At 74.5% G+C, this 20410-nt stretch carries 22 protein-coding genes; 19 read left to right on the forward strand and 3 right to left on the reverse strand.

The genetic code is table 11. The features are described from left to right. Window positions 1-758 precede the first annotated feature (758 nt). From SYYSPA8_RS21370 to mnhG, 6 genes are read left to right on the forward strand one after another with little or no spacing between them, the layout of a single operon-like run. On the forward strand, window positions 759-3689 hold the full coding sequence (locus SYYSPA8_RS21370) for a Na+/H+ antiporter subunit A (RefSeq protein WP_323448862.1): 2931 nt from the start codon (window positions 759-761) through the stop codon (window positions 3687-3689). Further along, complete coding sequence (locus tag SYYSPA8_RS21375; protein WP_323448863.1) at window positions 3686-4405, forward strand: Na(+)/H(+) antiporter subunit C; 720 nt, start codon at window positions 3686-3688, stop codon at window positions 4403-4405. Before SYYSPA8_RS21370 ends, SYYSPA8_RS21375 begins: the two co-directional genes overlap by 4 nt. Next, on the forward strand, window positions 4402-6054 hold the full coding sequence (locus tag SYYSPA8_RS21380; protein WP_323448864.1) for a Na+/H+ antiporter subunit D: 1653 nt from the start codon (window positions 4402-4404) through the stop codon (window positions 6052-6054). The genes SYYSPA8_RS21375 and SYYSPA8_RS21380 overlap by 4 nt, the downstream gene beginning before the upstream one ends. A gap of 7 nt (window positions 6055-6061) precedes the next feature. Next, window positions 6062-6676, forward strand: a complete 615-nt coding sequence (locus SYYSPA8_RS21385; protein ID WP_323448865.1) for a Na+/H+ antiporter subunit E — start codon at window positions 6062-6064, stop codon at window positions 6674-6676. Beyond that, the gene (locus SYYSPA8_RS21390; RefSeq protein WP_323448866.1) at window positions 6673-7020 is read left to right on the forward strand and encodes a monovalent cation/H+ antiporter complex subunit F; all 348 of its coding nucleotides are present in this window, start codon (window positions 6673-6675) and stop codon (window positions 7018-7020) included. The genes SYYSPA8_RS21385 and SYYSPA8_RS21390 overlap by 4 nt, the downstream gene beginning before the upstream one ends. Beyond that, window positions 7017-7409 (forward strand): monovalent cation/H(+) antiporter subunit G, encoded by a 393-nt coding sequence (gene mnhG, locus SYYSPA8_RS21395; protein WP_323448867.1) that lies wholly within the window; start codon window positions 7017-7019, stop codon window positions 7407-7409. The genes SYYSPA8_RS21390 and mnhG overlap by 4 nt, the downstream gene beginning before the upstream one ends. Before the next feature lie 35 nt (window positions 7410-7444). On the opposite strand, the gene SYYSPA8_RS21400 is transcribed toward mnhG, so the two are convergent. Then, the gene (locus tag SYYSPA8_RS21400) at window positions 7445-7999 is read right to left on the reverse strand and encodes a PadR family transcriptional regulator (RefSeq protein ID WP_323448868.1); all 555 of its coding nucleotides are present in this window, start codon (window positions 7997-7999) and stop codon (window positions 7445-7447) included. Between the two features lie 105 nt (window positions 8000-8104). Here SYYSPA8_RS21400 and SYYSPA8_RS21405 point away from each other — a divergent pair, with 105 nt between their 5' ends. Next, window positions 8105-8536, forward strand: coding sequence for a nuclear transport factor 2 family protein (locus SYYSPA8_RS21405; RefSeq protein WP_323448869.1), 432 nt, complete (start codon window positions 8105-8107; stop codon window positions 8534-8536). Here the strand turns inward: SYYSPA8_RS21405 and SYYSPA8_RS21410 are convergent. After that, on the reverse strand, window positions 8530-8736 hold the full coding sequence (locus SYYSPA8_RS21410) for a hypothetical protein (protein WP_323448870.1): 207 nt from the start codon (window positions 8734-8736) through the stop codon (window positions 8530-8532). The two genes, SYYSPA8_RS21405 and SYYSPA8_RS21410, sit on opposite strands and share 7 nt — an antisense overlap. 170 nt (window positions 8737-8906) lie before the next feature. Between SYYSPA8_RS21410 and SYYSPA8_RS21415 the strand changes: the two genes are divergently transcribed. The 9 genes from SYYSPA8_RS21415 to SYYSPA8_RS21455 all read left to right on the forward strand — a co-directional run bounded on the left by SYYSPA8_RS21415 (window position 8907) and on the right by SYYSPA8_RS21455 (window position 15234). Then, entirely contained in the window at window positions 8907-9269 is a 363-nt protein-coding gene (locus SYYSPA8_RS21415; protein WP_323448871.1) for a hypothetical protein, read from the forward strand. Window positions 9270-9304: 35 nt separating this feature from the next. Next, the gene (locus tag SYYSPA8_RS21420; protein ID WP_407706056.1) at window positions 9305-10405 is read left to right on the forward strand and encodes a polyprenyl synthetase family protein; all 1101 of its coding nucleotides are present in this window, start codon (window positions 9305-9307) and stop codon (window positions 10403-10405) included. Between the two features lie 68 nt (window positions 10406-10473). Further along, window positions 10474-11706 carry an oxygenase MpaB family protein gene (locus SYYSPA8_RS21425; protein ID WP_323448872.1) on the forward strand — a complete coding sequence of 411 codons (1233 nt, stop codon included), beginning with the start codon at window positions 10474-10476 and terminating at the stop codon, window positions 11704-11706. An 80-nt stretch (window positions 11707-11786) separates the two neighbouring features. Then, window positions 11787-12008 (forward strand): hypothetical protein, encoded by a 222-nt coding sequence (locus SYYSPA8_RS21430; RefSeq protein ID WP_323448873.1) that lies wholly within the window; start codon window positions 11787-11789, stop codon window positions 12006-12008. Between the two features lie 326 nt (window positions 12009-12334). After that, window positions 12335-12532 (forward strand): hypothetical protein, encoded by a 198-nt coding sequence (locus SYYSPA8_RS21435; RefSeq protein ID WP_323448874.1) that lies wholly within the window; start codon window positions 12335-12337, stop codon window positions 12530-12532. Beyond that, entirely contained in the window at window positions 12529-12807 is a 279-nt protein-coding gene (locus SYYSPA8_RS21440) for a hypothetical protein (RefSeq protein ID WP_323448875.1), read from the forward strand. The genes SYYSPA8_RS21435 and SYYSPA8_RS21440 overlap by 4 nt, the downstream gene beginning before the upstream one ends. Further along, the gene (locus SYYSPA8_RS21445; protein WP_323448876.1) at window positions 12800-13138 is read left to right on the forward strand and encodes a PadR family transcriptional regulator; all 339 of its coding nucleotides are present in this window, start codon (window positions 12800-12802) and stop codon (window positions 13136-13138) included. Before SYYSPA8_RS21440 ends, SYYSPA8_RS21445 begins: the two co-directional genes overlap by 8 nt. Beyond that, window positions 13135-14007, forward strand: a complete 873-nt coding sequence (locus SYYSPA8_RS21450) for a hypothetical protein (protein ID WP_323448877.1) — start codon at window positions 13135-13137, stop codon at window positions 14005-14007. The genes SYYSPA8_RS21445 and SYYSPA8_RS21450 overlap by 4 nt, the downstream gene beginning before the upstream one ends. Window positions 14008-14175: 168 nt before the next feature. Further along, window positions 14176-15234, forward strand: coding sequence for a DUF4184 family protein (locus SYYSPA8_RS21455; RefSeq protein ID WP_323449112.1), 1059 nt, complete (start codon window positions 14176-14178; stop codon window positions 15232-15234). An 85-nt stretch (window positions 15235-15319) separates the two neighbouring features. On the opposite strand, the gene SYYSPA8_RS21460 is transcribed toward SYYSPA8_RS21455, so the two are convergent. Continuing rightward, the gene (locus SYYSPA8_RS21460) at window positions 15320-16099 is read right to left on the reverse strand and encodes an SDR family NAD(P)-dependent oxidoreductase (RefSeq protein WP_323448878.1); all 780 of its coding nucleotides are present in this window, start codon (window positions 16097-16099) and stop codon (window positions 15320-15322) included. A 268-nt stretch (window positions 16100-16367) separates the two neighbouring features. Here SYYSPA8_RS21460 and SYYSPA8_RS21465 point away from each other — a divergent pair, with 268 nt between their 5' ends. The 3 genes from SYYSPA8_RS21465 (at window position 16368) to SYYSPA8_RS21475 (ending at window position 20393) form a co-directional block, all read left to right on the forward strand. Further along, on the forward strand, window positions 16368-17027 hold the full coding sequence (locus tag SYYSPA8_RS21465; RefSeq protein ID WP_323448879.1) for an HAD-IA family hydrolase: 660 nt from the start codon (window positions 16368-16370) through the stop codon (window positions 17025-17027). Between the two features lie 121 nt (window positions 17028-17148). Continuing rightward, the gene (locus SYYSPA8_RS21470) at window positions 17149-18867 is read left to right on the forward strand and encodes an NlpC/P60 family protein (RefSeq protein ID WP_323448880.1); all 1719 of its coding nucleotides are present in this window, start codon (window positions 17149-17151) and stop codon (window positions 18865-18867) included. 269 nt (window positions 18868-19136) lie between these two features. Continuing rightward, window positions 19137-20393 carry a serine hydrolase domain-containing protein gene (locus SYYSPA8_RS21475; RefSeq protein ID WP_323448881.1) on the forward strand — a complete coding sequence of 419 codons (1257 nt, stop codon included), beginning with the start codon at window positions 19137-19139 and terminating at the stop codon, window positions 20391-20393. Window positions 20394-20410: the final 17 nt, after the last annotated feature.

The raw sequence follows: 20410 nt of genomic DNA on the forward strand, positions 1-20410 counted from the left end.
CACGGACCCGGGCCGCTTCTCGTGCACGCGGCCGCCGTGCCGCCCCGACGCTCGTCCATCGGACCCGGTAGTGCCGGAGAGCGACGGTGTCGCGTCGGACGCGGACCTCGGCCCGGGTGCCGTCGGCCCTGTCCGGCACCGTCCTCTCGGCACGGCCGAAGGCAATCCGCGCCCCGGCCGGGTTCAGGATCGCCGGCCCGCCGCCGGTCGGGCTCGACCCTCCGCAGCAGGAACACGCCGTCGCCGTCCCACCCGGAGCGGACGACGCACGAGGAGGCGGCGAGCCGTGGGGTGCCCCACCGGGCCGGATCCTCGTCCACCGTCCACGCGGTCCGGCGCGCCCCGGCCGGAATCCGCGCCCCGGCCATGTCCGGGAACGCCGCTCCGCCACCGGTCGGGCTCAACCGTCCCCGCAGGAGTACGCGAGCGCTCATCGCGGCGGAACGGCGGCACGGCACGCGCCGGCCGGTGTCCCCTGCCCGCAGCGCCGGAGCACTTCGGCGGGTACCCACCGCCGGGCGCGCCCGGGCCCGTACCCGGAGCCGCCCAGGTCCGTTCCGCCCTTCCCCGCGGCCACCGGACCGCCCGGTCACGGCACACAGCCGGGTGACCGCCGCCGATGGGCCACCCGGGCTCCGGTCGCCGGGCCGTCGGCGTGCCGGAGCGGGCGGCGGAGCGGAATGCCTATAGCAATGCCGGGTGCCCTCTGTTCGAAGTGTGGTGTCCGCCGGCACCGGCGGCCCGGCGCCGGCGGTCGCATGGCAGCGCTGATCCTCGGTCACTTCCTGCTCGCGGCCTGCGCGGGCCCCCTCGTCGGCCGGCTCGGCACCCGGGCCTTCCTCGTCCTCGCGCTGCCGCCCCTCGCGGCCACCGGCTGGGCCGCGGCGCACTGGGGCGGGGCCGCCGCCGGCCGGGACGTGAGCTGGGCCGTCGCCTGGCTGCCCGCCTACGACGTGTGGCTCGCGCTGCGCCTGGACGCGCTGTCGCTCCTCATGGTGCTGCTGGCCGGCGGGGTGGGCGCGCTGGTGCTCGTGTACTGCGTACGGTACTTCTCCCGCGACACCCCGCTGCTGGGACGGTTCGCCGGGTATCTGCTGGCGTTCGCCGGGGCCATGGTCGGGCTGGTCCTCGCCGACGACCTGATCCTGCTGTACGTGTTCTGGGAACTCACCACCGTCTTCTCCTACCTCCTGATCGGGCACGGCAGCGAGGTCAAGCAGAACCGGCGCTCCGCGCTCCAGGCGCTGACCGTCACCGCGTTCGGCGGGCTGGTCATGCTCGTCGGCTTTCTGATGCTCGGTCACGCGGCGGGCACCTACCGGATCTCCGCCCTGGTCGCCGATCCTCCCGCGCCCTCCGGAGCTGTGTCGGTGGCCGTGGTGCTCGTCCTGGTCGGCGCGCTGTCGAAGTCGGCGATCTGGCCGTTCAGCGTCTGGCTGCCGAACGCCATGGCGGCGCCGACGCCCGTCAGCGCCTATCTGCACGCCGCCGCGATGGTCAAGGCGGGCGTCTATCTGATCGCCCGGCTGGCGCCCGCGTTCGCGGACACGCCGCCGTGGCGGCCGCTGCTGCTGGGGCTCGGGGCGCTGACGATGCTGCTGGGCGGCTGGCGGGCGCTGCGGCTGGGCGACCTCAAGCTGGTCCTCGCGTACGGCACGGTCAGCCAGCTCGGCTTCCTGACCGTGCTGGCGGGTGCCGGGGACCGGGACATCGCGCTGGCCGCCGTGGCGATGATCCTCGCGCACGCGCTCTTCAAGGCCCCGCTGTTCCTGGTCACCGGGATCGTCGACCATGCGGCGGGCACCCGGGACCTGCGGGAGCTGTCCGGGGTCGGCCGGGCGCTGCCCCGTGTCGCCGTGGTCGCCGCCGTCGCCGGGGCGTCGATGGCGGGGCTGCCGCCGCTGCTCGGATTCGCGGCCAAGGAGGCGGCGTTCACGGCGCTGGCCCACGGGGATGCGGCCGACCGGTGGACGCTGGGGGTCGTCGTCGCCGGGTCGGCGCTGACCACCGCGTACACGCTGCGTTTTCTGTGGGGGGCATTCGCCCGCAAGCCGGGTCTGGCGGACACGCCCGTGCACCGGGTCGACTGGGTCTTCCTCGGCCCGCCCGCGCTGCTCGCGGCGGGCTGCGTCGTCCTCGGTCCCGGTGTGGTGTGGCTGAACGGGCTGCTGGGCGCGTACGCCGATGCCTTCCCGGCGCCCGCGTACCCGTACCGTCTCTCGCTCTGGCACGGTCTGGGCACGGCGCTGCTGCTGTCCGGGGCGGCGTGGGCGGGCGGTCTGGTGCTGTTCCTGGCGCGGGGCCCGGTGATCCGGCTGTCGCGGAGGGTGGCGTGGCCGACCGCCGACCGGGTCTTCGGTCTGGGGCTTTTGGGGCTGGAACGGCTGGCGCTCCAGGTCACCGGGTTCTTCCAGCGCGGTTCGCTGTCGGTCTATCTGTCGACCGTGCTGCTGGTGATGCTCGGCGGGCAGCTCGCGGTGCTGGCCGTGGACCGGCCGTGGCGCGGCGCCGCCCCGCCGCGGCTGTGGGACTCGCCCGTCCAGGGCGCGATCGCCGTGCTGACGTGCGCCGCGGCCCTGTTGTGCCTCCAGGTGCGGCGGCGGATGAAGGCGGTGGTGATGGCGGGGCTGACCGGGTACGGCACGGCCCTGCTCTTCGTGGTGCAGGGGGCGCCGGATCTGGCGCTCACCCAGTTCTGTGTGGAGACGGTCTCGTTGCTGGTGTTCGTGCTGGTCATGCGGCGGATGCCGGTGTATTTCCAGGAGACCATCAGTCCGTGGCGGCTGCGGGTGCGGGTGCCGCTGGCGCTGGCCGCTTCGGCGGCGGTCGCCGTCGCGCTGTGGGTGGTGGCCGCGGCCCGGCGGGCGGAGCCGGCGGGTGAGGCGCTGGTGTACGAGACCGCGCGGCACGGGGTGAAGGACGTGGTGGCGACGATCCTGGTCGAGTACCGCGCCTGGGACACGCTGGGCGAGTCGGCCGTGCTCGCCGTCGCCGCCGTCGGCGTGACCAGTCTGATCTACTTCCACCGGACGACCGGGGCGGACGACGCCGGGTATGTGTCCGCGTCCGTGGCGACGGCCGTGCCGGGGGCGGACGCGCTGGGCGGGCGTACCGCCTGGTCGTTCGGCACCCAGGCGCGTACGCCCGTCCCCGCGCCCGAGGACAACGCGCCCGAGCGCACCTGGCTCGCCGCCGGCCGGACCCTCGCTCCCGAGTACCGGTCGGTGGTCTTCGAGGTGGTGGCCCGGCTGGTCTTCCATCCGATCCTCGTCCTGTCGGTGTATCTGCTGTTCTGCGCGGAGAATCTGCCCGGTGGCGGGTTCGTCGGCGGGCTGGTGGCGGGCGTGGCGGTGACGGTGCGCTATCTGGCGGGCGGCCGGTTCGAGCTGGGTACGGCGGCCCCCTGGCATCCGGGCCTGCTGACCGGGCTCGGTCTCTTCCTGTCCACGTCGGTGGCGCTGCTCGGGTTCGCCGGCGGCACCGCTCTGCGGGCCCTCACGTACGAGGGGCGGCTGCCGCTCGTCGGGGACTTCCACGTCGGGACGCCGGTCGTGTTCGACGCCGGGGTGTATCTGCTGGTGCTCGGGGTGGTCCTGGACATCGTGCGGGCGCTGGGGGCCCGGGTGGACCGCCAGATGGAGCGGGAGGCGGCGCAGCGGCAGGCCGCCGGGGCGGGGGCGGGCCGGTGACGGTGAGTCTCACCCTGCTGGTGACCGCCGGGGTGCTGTGCGCCGTGGGCGGTGTGCTGCTGCTGATGCGGGCCCTCAGCCGGATCCTGATCGGTGCGGTGATCCTCGGCAACGGCATCAATGTGCTGATGCTGAACGCGGGCGGGGCCGCCGGGGCCGCTCCGCTGCTGTACCCGGGGGTGGACCTGTCCCGGGTGACCGATCCGCTGCCGCAGGCCATCGCGCTGACCGCGATCGTGATCACTCTGGCCACCACGGCGTTCCTGCTGGCGATGGCGTACCGCACGCTGCGGGTCACCGGTACGGACGAGGTCCAGGACGACATCGAGGACCGGCGGGTCGCCCTCCGGGCGCAGGTGCAGGAGGAGCGGGCCGCCCTGCGGGAGCGGCGGGCGCCCCGGGGGCACCGGCCCGCGGGGGGCCGGGCGGCCTACCGCTCCGAGCGCCGGCGGCTGCGGGGCGTCCTGCGGGAGGACCGGGCCTTCCAGGCCAGGGCGCGGGACGCGTCGGGCGATCTGTGGGACGACATCCTCGGCGCGGACCCGGGGGACGCCGCCGGCCCCGCCGACGGCAGTCGTCGTCCGGATGGTTCCGGCGGTTCCGGCGATTCCGCTGATTCCGGCGGTTCCGCTGATTCCGCTGATCCGAACGGGCCGGGCCCTCGGGCGCCGGGTGACGAGCGGGGCGGCCGCCGTCCCGGGAAGGGCGACGGATGAACGCGCTCGTACCCCTGCCCGTGCTGCTGCCGCTCCTGGCCACCGGCCTGGAACTGGCCCTCGGCCCGCGCTTTCCGCGCGGGCGGCGGGTCGTCAGCGTCGTCGTCCTCTCCGCCGTCCTGGCGCTGTCCGTGGTGCTGCTGATCGCCGCCGACACCCATGGGCCGCTCGCGGTGCACCTGGGGGACTTCGCCCCGCCGCTCGGCATCACCCTGGTCGCGGACCGGCTCTCCGGGCTGATGCTCACGGTGTCGTCGGCGGTGACCCTGTGCGTCCTGGTGTACTCCCTCGGCCAGGGGATGGCGGACCGGGACGAGCGCGCCCCGCTGGCCGTGTTCCACCCGGCCTATCTGGTGCTGGTGTCCGGGGTCTCGTGCATCTTCCTCGCGGGCGATCTGGTCAATCTCTACGTCGGTTTCGAGATCATGCTGGTGGCGAGCTTCGTACTGCTGACCCTGGGCGGCACCGGGTCCCGGCTGAGGGCCGGTTCGACGTATGTCATGGTCTCGTTGATCTCCTCGATGGTGTTCTTCACCGCCGCCGCCCTGACGTACGCGGCGGCGGGCACCGTCAACCTGGCACAGCTCGCGGTCCGGCTCGCGGAGCTGCCGCTGGGGGTGCGGACCCTGCTGGAGGGGGCGCTGCTGACGGTGTTCGCCGTGAAGGCGGCCGTGTTCCCGCTGGCGGCCTGGCTGCCCGACTCGTACCCGACCGCGCCCGCGCCCGTCACAGCCGTCTTCGCGGGGCTGCTCACCAAGGTCGGCGTGTACTGCATGCTGCGTACGGAGACGCTGCTGTTCCCCGGCAACCGGCTGGGCCATCTGCTGCTGGCGGCGGCGCTGGCGTCGCTGGTGATCGGGGTGCTGGGCGCGGTCGCCCAGACCGATCTGAAGCGGCTGCTGTCCTTCGTCCTGATCAGCCATATCGGCTACATGGTCTTCGGGATCGGGCTGGGTTCGCGCGCCGGGCTCGGGGGCGCGATCGTGTACGTCGTCCACCACATCACCGTGCAGACGGCGCTGTTCCTGGTCGCGGGGCTGATCGAGCGGCGGGCCGGGACGACGGAGCTGACCCGGGTCGGCGGCCTTGCGCGGGCGGCCCCCGCGCTCGCCGCGCTGTTCCTGCTGCCCGCGCTGAACCTCGCCGGCATCCCCCCGATGTCGGGGTTCATCGGGAAGCTGCAACTGCTGCGGGCCGGTGTCGCGACGAGCGGCGGCTGGGCGTACACCCTGGTCGCCGCCGCCGTCCTCACCAGCCTGATCACGCTGTACGTGATGGCGAAGGTCTGGAATCTCGCCTTCTGGCGGGCCGCGCCGCCGGAGGGGCCTGCGCGGGGCACGGTCCTGGAGGAGCGGGACACCCACGACGACTGCGGCGACGACAGCGGGGACGTGAGCCCCCAGGACGAGCGGCCCGGCGGCGCCCGGGGCGGGCCCGCCGGGCAGGCGGTGACCGCCACCCTCTTCGGCCGGGCCATCACCGTCACCACCGACCGGCTGCCGCCCACCATGACCTGGGCGGCGGCGGCCCTGGTGCTGCTCTCGCTCGCGTACACCGTGCTGGGCGGCCCGCTCACCTCGCTCACCGACCGGGCGGCGGCAGAACTCCTCCAACGTTCCCCCTACATCGAGGCGGTGCTCGGCCGATGACGCCCGCATGATCTCCCTGAGGTTCCGTGAACCGGGCCTTGCGCCCCTCAGCGTCGTGGTGGTGGGCCGCCGCCGGCGGGTCCTGGAGCTGCCGCTGATCGCCTGGCTCACCGTCATCTGGGTGCTGCTGTGGGGCAATGTCAGCTGGGCCAACGTCCTGAACGGTGTCCTGGTGGCCGTGGTCCTGTGTCTGGTCTTCCCGCTGCCCGCGGTCGATCTGGGGCTGCGGCTGCATCCGCTGGGCATCGCCCGGCTGGCGGTCCATCTGCTCGGCGACATGTACAGCGCCGGGGTGAAGGTGGCCCGTCAGATGCTCGACAGCAGGCCGAACCGGGCGGCGGTGCTCGCGGTGCCGCTGCGCTGCCGCAGCGATCTGATGCTCACGGCGACGGCGGTGGCCGTCTCCAACGTGCCCGACGGCTCGGTCGTCGAGGTACGCCGCTCCAACGCCACGCTGTTCGTGCACATCCTGGAGGCCGACGAGCCGGACGCGGCGGACCGCGCCCGGCGGTCGGTGTGGCGGATGGAGGAGCTGGTCGTCGGGGCGTTCGGCGACCGGGACGAAATCGCCCGGGTGCGCACGGCCCCGCCGCTCCCGCCGTCTCCGGGGGGCGGGCGATGAGCGGGGCCGAGGTCGTGGACCGGGTCCTGCTGACCACGGCGGGCGTGATGATCCTGGTCGCGGGGGCGCTCGTGCTGATCCGTGTCGCGCGCGGCCCCTCGATGCTGGACCGGGCGATGGCCCTCGATGTCTGCGCCGCGCTCATGATCGCGGGGATCGGGGTGCGGTCCGCCTTCACCCGGGACGCCTACTACTTCCCGGTCATGCTGGTGGTGGCGTTCCTGGGCTTCACCGGGTCGGTGGGCATCGCCCGTTTCATCGCGGTCCGCGACCGTGCCCCGGACCTGCCGGACCCGGACGGCCCGCCCCGGGCCGGGGCCGGTCCGGGGGAGGCCGGGCGATGAGCGGATGGGCGCAGGCGGCGGACACCGCCGGAGCGGTGCTGCTCCTCCTGGGGGCGGCGGTCAGCCTCCTCGGTGCGATCGGCATGCTGCGGCTGCCCGATGTGCTCTCCCGCGGCCATGCCGCCACCAACCCCCAGTCGCTCGGCATGCTGCTGGTGCTCGCCGGGGTCGCGCTGCGGCTGCGCAGCGGGATCGATCTGGGCACCCTGGGGCTCATCGGGTTCTTCCAGCTGCTGACCGGTCCGGTCGCCGCGCATCTGGTCGCGCGGGTGGCGTACCGCACGGGTCATGTCGGCCGTGAGGGTCTGCTCTTCGACGAACTGGACGAACAGCTCAGCCGCGGGCCGGACGGCACGGACACCGCCGCCCGGGGGGATGCCGGGCCCTGACGGCACGAGCGGGGCAGCCCGGTGCGCGGACCGGGCTACCGCGCTCTGTCGCGCAGGATCCGGGCCGTGCGTTCGCACCAGTCGCGGTTGCCCTCTTCGAAGGCCAGACCGCGGGCGCAGGTCAGATAGGGGCCGATGGGGCCGCCGTGGCGCAGGAACTCCTCCTCCGTGCGGCCGCCCCGCATGGTGCGCAGCATCTCGGTGAACAGGTCGGCCCTGGCCCGGGCGAAGGCGGCCCGTTCGGTGAGCTGGGCGATCAGGGTCGGGGTGTCGAGGTGGTCGGCGGCCTGGACCTTGACGAGCAGGTCGTCACGGATGAAGGAGGGTTTCGCGGCGGCGGTGGTGAAGTGTGCCAGCTCCGCGAGGCCGGCGTCGGTCACCCGGAACAGCCGTTTGGTGGGGCGGGTTTCCTGGACGACCTCCCGGCCCGTGACGTATCCGTCCCGTTCCAGCCGGTTCAGTTCGGCGTAGAGCTGCTGCGGCCGGGCGTGCCAGAAGTTCGCCACGCCCAGGTCGAACGTCTTGGTCAGCTGGTAGCCGCTCAGCTCCCGGTCGAGCAGCGCCGCCAGTACGGCGTGGCGCAGCGCCATCGGATCCCCTCCCCGTCCCGCTCCACGCCCCCTGTCGCCGGGGCCGTCCGCCATGATAGTCAGGAAACTGACTAGTCATCATCATGACTATAAGAAGGGTGGGGCATGAATACGGCAGACCGTTTCCGCGCCGCCGTCGAAAGCCGCGATCTCGCGGCGCTCGACGACCTGTTCACCGACGACATCGGCTTCTACAGCCCGGTGAAGTTCGCGCCGTTCGAGGGCAAGCCGCTGGTGCTGGGCCTCTTCGGGGTCCTCCTGCGCACGTTCGAGGACTTCCGTTACGTCGGCGACTTCGCCGGCACCGCGCACACCAGTGGCGACGGCGTGTCCGCTCCGTCGGCGGTGCTGCTGTTCCGCGCCCGGGCGAACGGCCGGGAGATCCACGGGATCGACCTGCTGCACTTCGCCGACGACGGGCGGATCAAGGAGTTCACGGTGATGGTCCGGCCGCAGTCCGCCGTGCGGGCCCTCGGTGAGGCCGTCTTCGCCGGCCTGGTCGCGGACGGGCTCGTCCCGGCACCGGCCGATCAGTAGCCCCGGCTCCTCCCCTGTCGTGGGGCGGACAGGGCGGTGAGGCAGTCGCGCAGGGCCGCCTCGGTGCCGGCGAGGGGGAAACGGGCGCCGAGCCGGCCGTCGGGGCGGACGACGAAGCCGGTGGGGCCGTCGGGGTGGTGGATCCGGGCGAACTCGCCGGCGGTGTCGCGGTAGAGGGGGACGGGCCGGTGCCCGGACATCGGAGGGTGTCGTTCCGTACTCGGGGCGTGCTGGTGGAGACAGACCCGTGGATTCTGGCCGGGCGCGGCGGGAAACCGTCGGCCCATCACCCGATCGAATGACATTCGGCCTAGGTGTACGACCCGTGGGCAGCCCTTGGCAGGAAGACGGCCGACGTGGGGGCGGGACGATGACACAGGAGCAGGGGAACGGGCCGGGTGCGGGCCGGCGTTCCGACGAGGCGGTCCTGCTGGTGGCGGGGGCCGTGGATCTGGTGCTGGAGCAGGCCGAGGGCGCGCTGCGGCGGGTCCGTTCCCTGCTCGGCAGGTCCGATCTGGGGGATCTGGCGCAGGAGGTGCGGCGGGATCTGGTGCTGCGCGGCCGGCACAGCGGCCTGGATCCGGCGCGGGTGGTGTCCGCGGAGTCGCATCTGGAGCTGCTGGCGCGGCGGGCCCGGGAGCGGGAGCGGCGGGGCGGGCCCGTCGGGCCGGGTGGCGCGCGGGACGCGGAGAGCGGCGCTCCGGGCGATGGGCGCGGGGGGCCGGGCCGGTGACGGCCGCCGTGGCGGGGCGGGCCGTCGCCGGGCCGGTGGGCGGGGATGCCCCGGGGGATGCCCTGAGCGTCATCAAGGCCAGGGTCGACCGTGCGCTGGAGGAGTTCGCCCGGGAGGAGACGGCCCTGCTGGAGGCGGTGGACCCGGAGCTGAAGCCGGTCGGGGAGCAGCTGCGGGCGGCGGTGAGCCGGGGCAAGCGGCTGCGGGCGGCGTTCTGCTACTGGGGCTGGCGGGCGGCGGGGCGGGACGACGGCGACGGCATCGTGCGGGCCGCCGCCGCCATGGAGCTGGTGCACGCGGCCGCCGTCGTCCATGACGACCTCATCGACCGCAGCGCGGTGCGGCACGGGCGGCCCACGGCGCATCTGGCGCTGGTGCCGCCCCGGACCGGCGGGGCGGGCGGCGGGGCAGGGCGGGCGGCCGCCGGGCGGTCCCTGGCGCTGCTCGCGGGTGATCTGCTGATCTCGTGGTCGGGCCGGCTGTTCCTGGAGTGCGGGCTGCCGAGTGCCTATCTCGGCCGGGCCCGCGGGCTGTGGGCGACGCTCGCCCGTGAGCTGGTCGCCGGGGAGTGTCTGGAGGTCCTGCGGACGGTTCCCGGGGCGGACGGGGAGGTGGGGGCGGACAGTTCCCTCCAGATCGTCCGGTACAAGACGGCGAAGTACACGGTGGAGCACCCGTTGCAGATCGGGGCGCTGCTCGGGGGTGGTTCCCCGGCGCTGCTGGAGGTGTTCAGCGCGTACGGGGTGCCGCTCGGTGAGGCGTTCCAGCTGCGGGACGACCTGCTGGGGGTGTTCGGGGCGCCGGACCGCACCGGCAAGGCCAATCTCGACGACATCGCCGGGGCCCGGCCGACGGTGCTGCTGGCCCTGATGCGGCAGGCGGCGACGGAGGCCGAGCGGGGTGAGCTGCGGGCCCTGCTGGGGAGGGAGGCCGGGGCGGGTCCTGGGCGGCTGGAGCGGTTCCGGGAGATCGCGGAGCGGACCGGGGCGCGGGCGGGGGTCGAGTCGTTGATCGCCGCGCGGGCGGAGGCGGCCGCCTCGGTGGTGGACGCGGCGCTGCGGGCGGGGCGGCTGCCGCCGTGTGCCGCCGAGGCGTTGCACGGGCTCGCGGGCCACTGTCTGGCCCGCGCCGGGTGACGCACCCGGCTCCCGCCCCCGTGGGGGACTCCCCCGGGAATCCGTCCGATATGAGAGGAAGCACCGCCATGACCACCACCGGAGCCGGCCCGGCACAGGGTTCCGCGCCCGCGGTCCCGATCCGCAGCGAGGCCTCCCTGGACGCCCTGCGACAGGTCGGCGACGAACTCGCGGACGCCACGGTGGCGGAGCTGTTCGCCCGGGGTGAGGCGGGAAAGTTCAACACGCTGATGCGCTGGTTCTCGACGGCGGGGCAGCCGCTTCCGGAGGGGCTGCCCGCCGTGGCCCGCGACTACCTCCAGGCGACGGCGATGCCGCCCGCGTGGGTGGACTGGGGCGAGATGGAGAAGGCGCGGCTCTTCTTCATCGACAACAACGTCCATGTGTCGACGGCGCTGTCGTTCGCGTCGATGCCCGCCTGCTATGTGGTGCCGCATGTGGCGAAGCTGCTGAGCGCGACCCACGGGCTGGAGTATCCCTCCCGGCGGATGGCGGAGACCGGGCAGTTCACCGTGTATCTGATGCAGCCGGGTGCCTTCGAGGACGGGAGCCGTTTCATCCCGGCCGCGCAGAAGGTGCGGCTGCTGCACGCGTCGATCCGTTACCACCTGCGGCAGGAGAACCGCTGGGACGTGGCGTCGCTGGGGGTCCCGATCTGTCAGGAGGACATGATCGGCGGGCAGATGATGTTCTCGATCCAGGTGCTGGACGCCCTGCACCGGCTCGGGATCCATCTCTCCAACGAGGGTGCCGACGCCTACTTCTACGCCTGGCGGGTCGTCGGCGCCATGCTCGGCATCGATCTCGACCACATGCCCCGGGACCTGGACGACGCCCGGGTCTTCTCCGATCTCTACATGAGCCGGCACATGGGTCCGTCGGAGGAGGGCGTCCGGCTGACCCGTCAGCTGATCGACCTGTACGAGGAGGTCGTGCCCGGGACCGTCTTCGACCCGGTCGTCCCGGCCATGATCCGCTACCTCGTGGGGGACACCGTCGCGGACTGGCTGGACGTGCCCCGGTCGGCCCTGTGGGACTCGGCGATCCGGACGGCTCCGGCGCTGCTGGGGGTCCTGGAGACGCTGGAGGACCGCTCTCCGTTCGCCGCCTGGGCCCTGGACCGGGTCGGTCACTACACCAGTGTGTTCGAGCTGAGTTCGCTGACCCGGGGGCGCGTCATGCAGTACGCCATTCCGGAGCGGTTGAAGGGCGAGTACGGCGTGACGTCGGCGAAGCCGCGTCTGGACCGCTGGGTTCCGCCGCCGCTGACCCCTGAGGGGGCGGGTGGCGCGGGCCGGTGACAGGGGCCGTTCCCCCGGCCGGAGGCCTCGGTCGGCGGGGTGCGCGCGGAGCGGCCCGCCGAGCCGTACGATCATCCGTCATGACGACCCGTCGCCGTCGGCCCCTCGGGCCCGGCCCCGCCGCGCCCCGCGCCCATGAGCAGGATGAACAGCAGAGCGAGGAGGCGGGCTCCGTACCGCTCCCCGCGTCTCCTTCCGGCGCCCGGCCCGGTGCCGGGGTGCTGTACCGGGCCGACATCGCCCTGAGCGAGCTGCGGGCCCGTGGGGTGCTCGGCACGGGGCGGCCGCCCTCGGCGGGCTGAGAGCCGGGCCCGTCCCGCGGCGCCGCCGCCGTGCGGTGCAGGGGGCGGGGCTCCGCCCACGCGGCTCGCCGGGGCACGGCGGCCGACCCGGGTCACCCCGCCGGGCCCGGCGCGGGCCCCCTCCCCCGTACCGGCTGTCCGTCCGGTGCCGTGCGCCGGGCCCGCCGGGTATCCGGCACACCCGCCAGGGGTCCACAGGGTGGAGCCGGGACAGGTCCGCGCACTGCCACCGGGCCGTGAGACGCCCTGCCGGACGCGCGCGCGGCCGGTGGCCCGGCTTCCCGCCGCCGTCAACCGGTGCGGGTGCGGACCGTGGTGACGAGAAGGTGCCGGATCCGGTCGCGGCACGCCGGGAGGGCCGGGGCCTCGCCGGCGGCGGTGGCGAGGCGGGCGACCGGCTCGTGGCGGCCCTGCGCGCACGGCCCGCGTCCGAGGGCGACCGGACGGCCCTGCGGCGGGCGATGGACCGCGCCCCCGGCCACGGGACCGCCGACGGGGCCCGGAGCACGCCCTCGCGCCGATGAACCTCGTCCGGGAGACCTCGGCCACGTCCGTACGGCGGCCCGAGAAGCAGGACTGGCGGCGGACCCCGCCGGCCCGTGCGCTCGCGGAACGCGAAGGAGCCGGGCGGCCCGTCGCCCTGGTCCGGTCCGTCCTCGCGGTGGCCGCTCCCGACCACGGGACCGCCGACGGGGCCGTCCTGGACGAGGCATTCGCCGTTCTCACGCGGCGCCGCGGCCGCGGGGGCACCGGGCCCGTCTCCGATCCGCCGGGCGGAATACTCTGTCGGCATGACTGATCGAGTGATGCAGGAGCTGGCGCTGCTGGTCCTGACGGCACTGGCGGACACCCCCCGGCACGGGTACGCGGTCGCGCAGGAGGTCAAGACGATCACCGGTGGGCGGGTGGTGCCGCGGACCGGTGCGCTCTACGGGGCGCTCGACCGGCTGCTCGCCGACGGGCTGATCGCGGTCGAGCGGGAGGAGGTCGTGGACGGCCGCGCCCGCCGGGTCTTCACCCTGGCGCCCGCCGGCCGGGAGCGGCTCACCGCCGAAGCGGAGCGGCTGGCCGCGACCGCCCGGGAGGTGCGGCGGCGGCTGGGCGGCAGCGGTGCGGCGGCGACGGCGTGAACGACCGGCTGCTGCGCCTGTACCCGTCCGCCTACCGGGCCTCGTACGGGCAGGAGATCGCCGACACCCACCGGGAGCTGACGGCGGGGGCGCCGCGCGCGGTGAGGCTGCGGGCGGACGCCGACCTGGCCGCGCACGCGCTGCGGGTCCGCTTCGGACTGGACGCGGCGGCGCCCGCCGGCCGGCTGTTCGCCCTGGCCGCCCCTCTCGCGCTGGCCGTCGGCGCGGTGGTGTGCGGGCTGCGGCTGGCCCGCTGGTACATCACGCTGATCATCTCGCCGACTCCGGCGCCGATCGCGCTCACCACCATGGAACCGCGTGACGTGCTGGGCCTGCTGCTGGCGCTGTGCGTGTGCGTCGGCGCGGTCACCGCCCTGACCGGCCGGTGGGCGGTGGGCGCGGCCCTGGCGGCGGCCGGGCTGCTGGGGACGGCCTGGCAGGAGGCCGCCACGATGCCGGTGGTCGGCAGTCCGCTCGCGCCCGTCGCCGCGCTGCTGACGGCGCTGGTGGTCCTCGCCTGCCCGCCCGAACTGCGCCCCGGCAGGGGATTGTCGGCGACGGCCGGGGCCGTGGCGGGCATCGGCTGGTTCCCCGTCGTCGCCGTGGACGCGGACGCCCTCCCCGTGTCCACCGACTACGGTGCCTGGCCCGTGCTGGTCCTCGCCGCCGCCGGGGCCGTCGTCGCCGTCCGGGAGCGCTCGCGCGGCCTGCGGGAGTTCGGTGCGGTGGCCGTCGCGTCACCGCTCCTGTTCGCCCATGCCTTCATCGGCGCCGGGGACGACTCCGGGCTGATCATGGCGCTCGTTCTCATCCTGCCCGTCGCCGCCGTGCTCACGGCGGGGGTGCACGCGGTACGCCACCGGGGCTGACCGCCCTCGCCCCCTCGGCCCCGGCCTCTCCCCGGCCCCTCCGCACGGGCGCGTCCGGCTGGTCCGTCATCGCCCCTCCTCCGGGGCCCGGCCCTCCGCGCTTGTGATAGTCCGTTGAACTGAATACTCTCTTGAGAGTTCCGTCGGTGACCTCGATCGGTGACCTCGATGGACACCGCCCGCCCGCCGCCGGCCATCGTCCGGGTACGGACGACCGCGCCGGCCCGGGGAATCCCGCACCCCCGGGCCGGCCCCAGCGAGAGAGCACGCCAGATGCCGTTCACCCTGTCCCACCCCGCCGCGGTCCTCCCGCTGCTGCGCGGCCCGTTCGTCCCCGCCGCCCTGGTCGCGGGCGCCATGGCCCCCGACGTCCCGTACTTCCTGCGCGCGCTGGGTCTGGCCGCGACCAACTCCCGGCAGTGGCATGAGCCCTTCCTCAACGCCACGCAGACCCACTCCCCCGGCGGGGCGCTCACCGTCACCCTGCCCTTCGCCATCGCCCTGGTCGCCGGATACCGGCTGCTGCGGCGGCCCCTCAACGCCCTGCTTCCCGCCGGCTACGGCCTCCCGGGACCGGCGGCACCGTCCGGCGCGAAGGAGCGGGCGATCCGCGCCGTCTGGCTGCTCCTGTCCGCGCTGATCGGCATCGCCACCCACCAGTTGTGGGACGCGTTCACCCACCATCACGGGTTCCTCGTCGAACGCGTACCGCTGCTGCGCGCGCCCGCCGTCGGCGGCCTGAGCGTCGCCCGGCTGGTGCAGTACGCGAGTACGGCCGCCGGCCTGGCGCTCATCGGCCGGCACCTGTGGAACCACCGGGGCCGCCTGCGCTCCCCCGGCGCCGCCGGCGGACGCCTGACCCCCGCCGTGCGGTGGACGGTGGTGGCCGCGATCGTCCTGGCGACCGCCGTCGGCGCCGCCGCCCACACCCGGGGCGGCCTCGACGCCCACCGGCACACGACCGAGGTGGACTACAGCCGTCCGATCGTCCGCGAGGACGACGGCTTCGTCGACACGTCCTATCCCACCAGGACGGTCGAGGCCCCCTGGGGCACCGTCGCCGAGGGGGTGCTGAGCGACGCGGCCCGGGGAGCCGGTGGCGCCTTCACGGCCGGCCTGGCGCTGTACGCCGCCCTCTGGTGGCTCCGGCGCGCAGGCGCGGGGGCCGGGCGGGCGCCGAGCGCTCCGGAGCATGCCCTGCCGCCTCGAACGGGCCAGGTCAGGTGAGTACGGCAGACCGGAGCGAGCAGGGCCCCTGGCACCGTGGCGGTCGGCTCCGGCCGTTGGGGGCGGCGCCCGCGGGAGGCCCGGCTCAGTGGACGGAGAATTCGCCGTCCACGAAGAGCGTCTGCCCCGTGACGTACGCGGACGCCCGGCTCGCCAGGAACACGGCCGCGCCCGCGAAGTCGTCGGCCAGGCCGTTGCGGCCGATGAGCGTACGGGCCGCCAGGGCCGCCACCTGGTCCGGGTCGGTCGACAGCCGGGCGTTGAGCGGGGTCATCACAAAGCCGGGCACCAGCGTGTTGCAGGTGACCCCGTGCGGCGACCAGGCCTCGGCCTGCGAGCGGGCCAGGGACTCCAGCGCCCCCTTGGAGACCCCGTAGGCGCCGCTGCGGACGAACGCCCGGTGCGCCTGCTGGGAGGAGACATGGATGATCCGCCCGAAGCCGCGCTCGGCCATGCCGGGGCCGAACCGCAGGCCCAGCAGATGGGGCGCCTCCAGGTTGACCGCCATCGTGGCGTCCCACACGTCGTCGGTCACTTCGTCCATCGGCGGCCGCAGATTGATCCCGGCGCTGTTGACCAGGATGTCCGGTTCCCCGAAGACGGCCGCCGCCCGCTCCGCCGCCTCGCGCACCCCGGCGCGGGTGCCCAGGTCGGCGACGACCCGGGCCGCGCGGCAGCCGTCCGCCGTCAGTTCGGCGACGGTGGCGGCCAGCTCCGCCTCCCCGCGGGCCACGACCACCACGCCCGCACCCGCCCGCGCGAGGGCACCGGCGACGGCCCGGCCGATGCCGGAGCTTCCCCCGGTGACGACGGCGACCCTGCCCTCCAGGGAGAACAGTGCGGAGAGGTAGTTCTGCGAGGTCATAGCCGCACCTTAGGCCGTGGCCGCGAGGCCGGTGGCAGGAGCCCCGGGCGCCGTCCGCCGGCCGGTGGGGACGCGCGGCGGCGGACGGCCCGGCAGCCGTCCGCAGCCGTACCCGGCCGTACGCGGTCGTACCGGCCCGGCACCCGGGGGCCGGTGCGCCGGAACCGGTCCGCATAGCATGGGCGTCGAGCCTTCACGAACCCCCTTCCCGGCGGGCCGGGGCGAACGGCGCCGACGGAGCCCGCGGGAGGAAAGGACGGTGCCGTCGATGCCGCGTCACGCCAGCCCGGAGCGGCCCGGACCACGGGCGCTCATCCTCGACTTCGCCGGGGTCCTGACCGACGCCCCCGGGCGGACCATCCGGTCGTGGTGCACAGCGGAAGGGCTCGCCCCGGGCGCCTGGGGCGCGGTCCTCACGGGCCATCCCGAGGGGCGCAGGCTCTACGCGGCGCTGGAACTCGGGCAGATCGGTCAGGCGGAGTGGAACAGGCGGACGGCGCCGCTCCTCGGCCCCGGCGTGGATCCGCTGAATCTGATGGGCCGTGCCTGGGCGGGGGTGCCGACGGCCCGCCGGATGGTGGGCCTCGCGCGCGCGGCCCGGGCCGCCGGGCTGCGACTGGCGCTGCTGTCGAACTCGTTCGGCCTCGACCCCCACGACCCCTACGCGCACGCGGGGATCTGGGATCTGTTCGATGTCCATGTGCTCTCCGAGACGGTGGGGATGGCCAAACCCGACCCGGCGATCTACCGGCACACGCTGGATCTCCTGGGGCTGCCCGGGGGCGCCTGTGTCTTCGCGGACGACCATGCCCCCAATCTGGCCCCCGCCGCCGCGCTCGGGATCACGACGGTGCACGTCACCGGCGAACGGGAGGCCGTCGCGGACCTGGAGTCGCTGCTCGGGCTCTCCGGGAGCGGGGCGGCCTGACGAGGCGCCGGCCACCGGCCGGCCGGCGGGGAAGGGCCCCCGCGGTGTGTGACGCGACGGGCGGCGCTGCGATCACCGGGGGTACGTGTACATGCCCATCGGCTCCGCGTGATCATGGAGTATGGTCCATTCCTCCGGCGCCTCACGCCGTTCGTTCATCACCGCTCTGGCCGCCGGGACGGCGCTGCCGCTCGCCGGTGCTCCGCTCAGCGCCGTCGCCGCGCCCGCTCCCACGCCCGCCCCCACGGCCGGGCCGCCCGTCCAGGAGAGAGTCGGCCCGTCGCGTACGTACGTGACCGTCGCCGCGCACCACCCGGCCACCTACACGGCGGCCGCTCTCGGCCCGCTCACCGTCACCCAGGTCGCGGGCGCCCCCGCCCTGACGCACGTCTCGTACGACGGCGGCCCCCTCGCGGTCCTCACCCAGGGCTCGCGCACGGTGGTGCTGACCGGCCCCGAGCGGACGTTCCGTGAGGACAAGAGGGCCGTCGACGACATCTTCGACCGGACGATCGCCGAGGGCGGCTGGGGTCTGTCGCCGGGCGGCGGCGCCTGGGAGACGGCCAACGGGGTCGCGGCCGACTACCGGGTCACCCCCGGCACCGGGGTCATCCGGATCCCCTCCGGCAGCACGTTCAGCCGCCATGTGACGATGAAGGACAACGACGTCACCGACCTCGACACCACGATCACGGCGCGCTTCGACAAGCCCGCCGCCGACGGCCCGCACTCCTTCGCCCTCACCTTCGGCTACGAGGAGCCCCTCAAGCACCACCGGGCCCGGCTCGTCTTCTCCCCCTCGGGCACGGTCGATCTGCATCTGGAGAAGTCCCAGCCGGCCGGGGTGACCGCGCTGACGCAGCCGGCCCGGATATCCGCCACCACCCCGGACGGCGCCTCCTGGTGCATACGCGTCGACCGGACGGGTGACCGGATCCGGGCCCGGGCCTGGCGGTCGGGGGAGACCGAGCCCACCGGCTGGCAGCTGAGTGTCCAGGAGACCGCATTCCCCCAGGGCCGGATCGGGATCCGCGCCGACTCCGACAGCACCGGTCTTCCGGTGCACCTGCTCGTCTCCCGGGTACGGATCGCCTCCGCCACCTGGAACGAGCCGGTGACCGTGACGCACCGCGACTGGGTACGGGTGCTGCCGCAGCCCTTCAGCGGCACCTGGGACGCGGCGACCGAACAGCGGGTCCGGCAGTGGGCGGGGTCGACGGCGCCCGACGCCCTCGCGTACGCCTTCATGTTCCTGCCGGGCGCCCCGACGGTGATGTCGCACCGGGACAGCACCACCGTGGTCCTCGGCGAAGCGGACTACGGGCCGCCGCTGGCGAACGGCGCGCGCGAGCTGGGAGCGGACTTCCACGAGTTCATGGAGGTCGACTGGACCTTCCCCGGCAATCTGAAGCAGACGGCCCTGGCGAAGAACAAGGGGTGTCTGGACTGCTCCGGCTATGTCCGCATGGTGTACGGGTACCACCTGGGTGTCGGGGTCGCGCACTTCGACGACACCACTTCGCCCGATCTGCTGCCGCGCACCTCGGCCGGCATGGCCCAGCGGGCGCCGGGGGTGCGGATCGCGCACAACGCCGGCGCGAAGCCCTCGTTGACCGGGCTCCGCGTGGGCGACCTGGTCTTCTTCGACGCGGAGGACACCGGGAACGGGATCGACCACGTGGGGATCTATCTCGGCAGGGACTCCCGGAACAACGTGCCGCGCTTCCTCTCCAGCCGCAAGACGCCGAACGGGCCGACGGCGGCCGATCTCGGCGGGGATTCGACGCTGGAGGGGACCGGCACGTACGCCACCACGCTGCGGACGGTGCACCGGATCTGAGCCGGACGGGCGGGGCGCGGGCGCGGGAGGCCCGGCGGGGTCGGCCGGCCGGCGGGCGCACCGTGTTCCCCCTACTCCCGTCGGGAGGGGGCAGCGGAGGTGCCCTTGTGCCGTAGGGGTTGTCCCCCATCCCGTCCCGGACGTACCGGACAGGTCCTTCGGGGAGCGGACCGGGGGTGTCTCGTCGGGGCGGACGATTCCCCGGCCGGGGCGGATCCACAGGATGGGAGGTGTTCACCCACTCCCTCCTTCTGATCGGAGCAGCCGTCATGAAAACGTCCGCCAGTGGAACGTCCGTCGGAGAGCGGTCCACCAAGGAAGACGCTGCCTGGGGACGGTCCGTCAAGGGGCGGACGGTCAAGGGGCGGGCCGTCAGGGGGCCTTCCACCCGTATCGCACTGGCCGCCGCGCTCGTCCTCGGTCTGGCAGCGGGTCCGCTGGCCGTCCCCGCGTTCGCCGCCGGGGCACCCGCCCCCGCCGCGTCGGCGCCGGCGGCCTTCCGTGGACCCGACGCCGAGGCGCTGCGGGCCGCCCTGGCGGGGCTGCCCGACGCGGAGGCGACCGCCGCGTCGATCCGTGTCGGGGGCAAGGGCCGATGGCACGGCACCGCCGGGGTGCGTTCCCTGTCCTCCGGGGCCCCCGCCCTGGAGAACGCCCGGTTCCGGGCGGGTTCGACGACGAAGGTGGTGACGGCGGCGCTGGTGCTCCAGCTCGCCGCCGAGGGGCGTATCGACCTGTCGGCCCCGGTCGAGACCTATCTCCCGGGGCTGCTCCCCTCCGACACGTTCACCGAGCCCGTGACCGTACGGCATCTGCTCACGTACACGAGTGGCATCCAAGCCGGGCGGAGCTGGGGGAACACGGTCGAGGATGAGTATCCGCACCGGTTCGGGACGATCACTCCCGAGGAGGTCGTCGCCACGGGCATCGCCCGGGGGCCGGCGTTCACGGCGGGGACGCGGCAGCAGTACAACAACATCAACTACACGGTGCTCGGGATGCTGATCGAGAAGGTGACCGGAGAGCGGTACGCGGACCGGGCCGCCGCGCGGATCTTCCGGCCGCTCGGGATGCGGGACACGTCCTTCCCCCAGGGGCCCGATCCCCGGCTGAGGGGTCCGCACAACCGCGGCTACCAGCTGATGCGGGGGCAGTTGGTCGACGTCACCGAGTGGAACATGTCGGACCGGTGGGCGGCCGGGGACATGATCTCGACCACGGCCGATCTGGAACGGTTCCTGGTCGCCCTCTTCCGGGGGCGGGTGGTGCCCGAGCCGCAGCTGCGCGAGATGTTCACCCTCCCGGGGGTGCCGGGGGCGACACGGAGCGCCGGTCTGGAGCGGTTCGTCATCAACGGCAGAGTGGTCTGGGGCAAGTCCGGTGCGCGTCCTGGCTATCAGACGGGCATGGCGGCGACCCGCGATCTGTCGCGGACGGTGGTGTTCTCCGCCAACAGCACCGACGCGAAGGGGGATGAGGCGGGCAGGATCGCCCAGCGTTTCGGGTTCCCGGCGTTCAACCGCTGACGGGCCGGGGGCCGGGG

It is taken from the genome of Streptomyces yaizuensis (genome assembly GCF_034961445.1).
Taxonomy (GTDB): domain Bacteria; phylum Actinomycetota; class Actinomycetes; order Streptomycetales; family Streptomycetaceae; genus Streptomyces; species Streptomyces yaizuensis.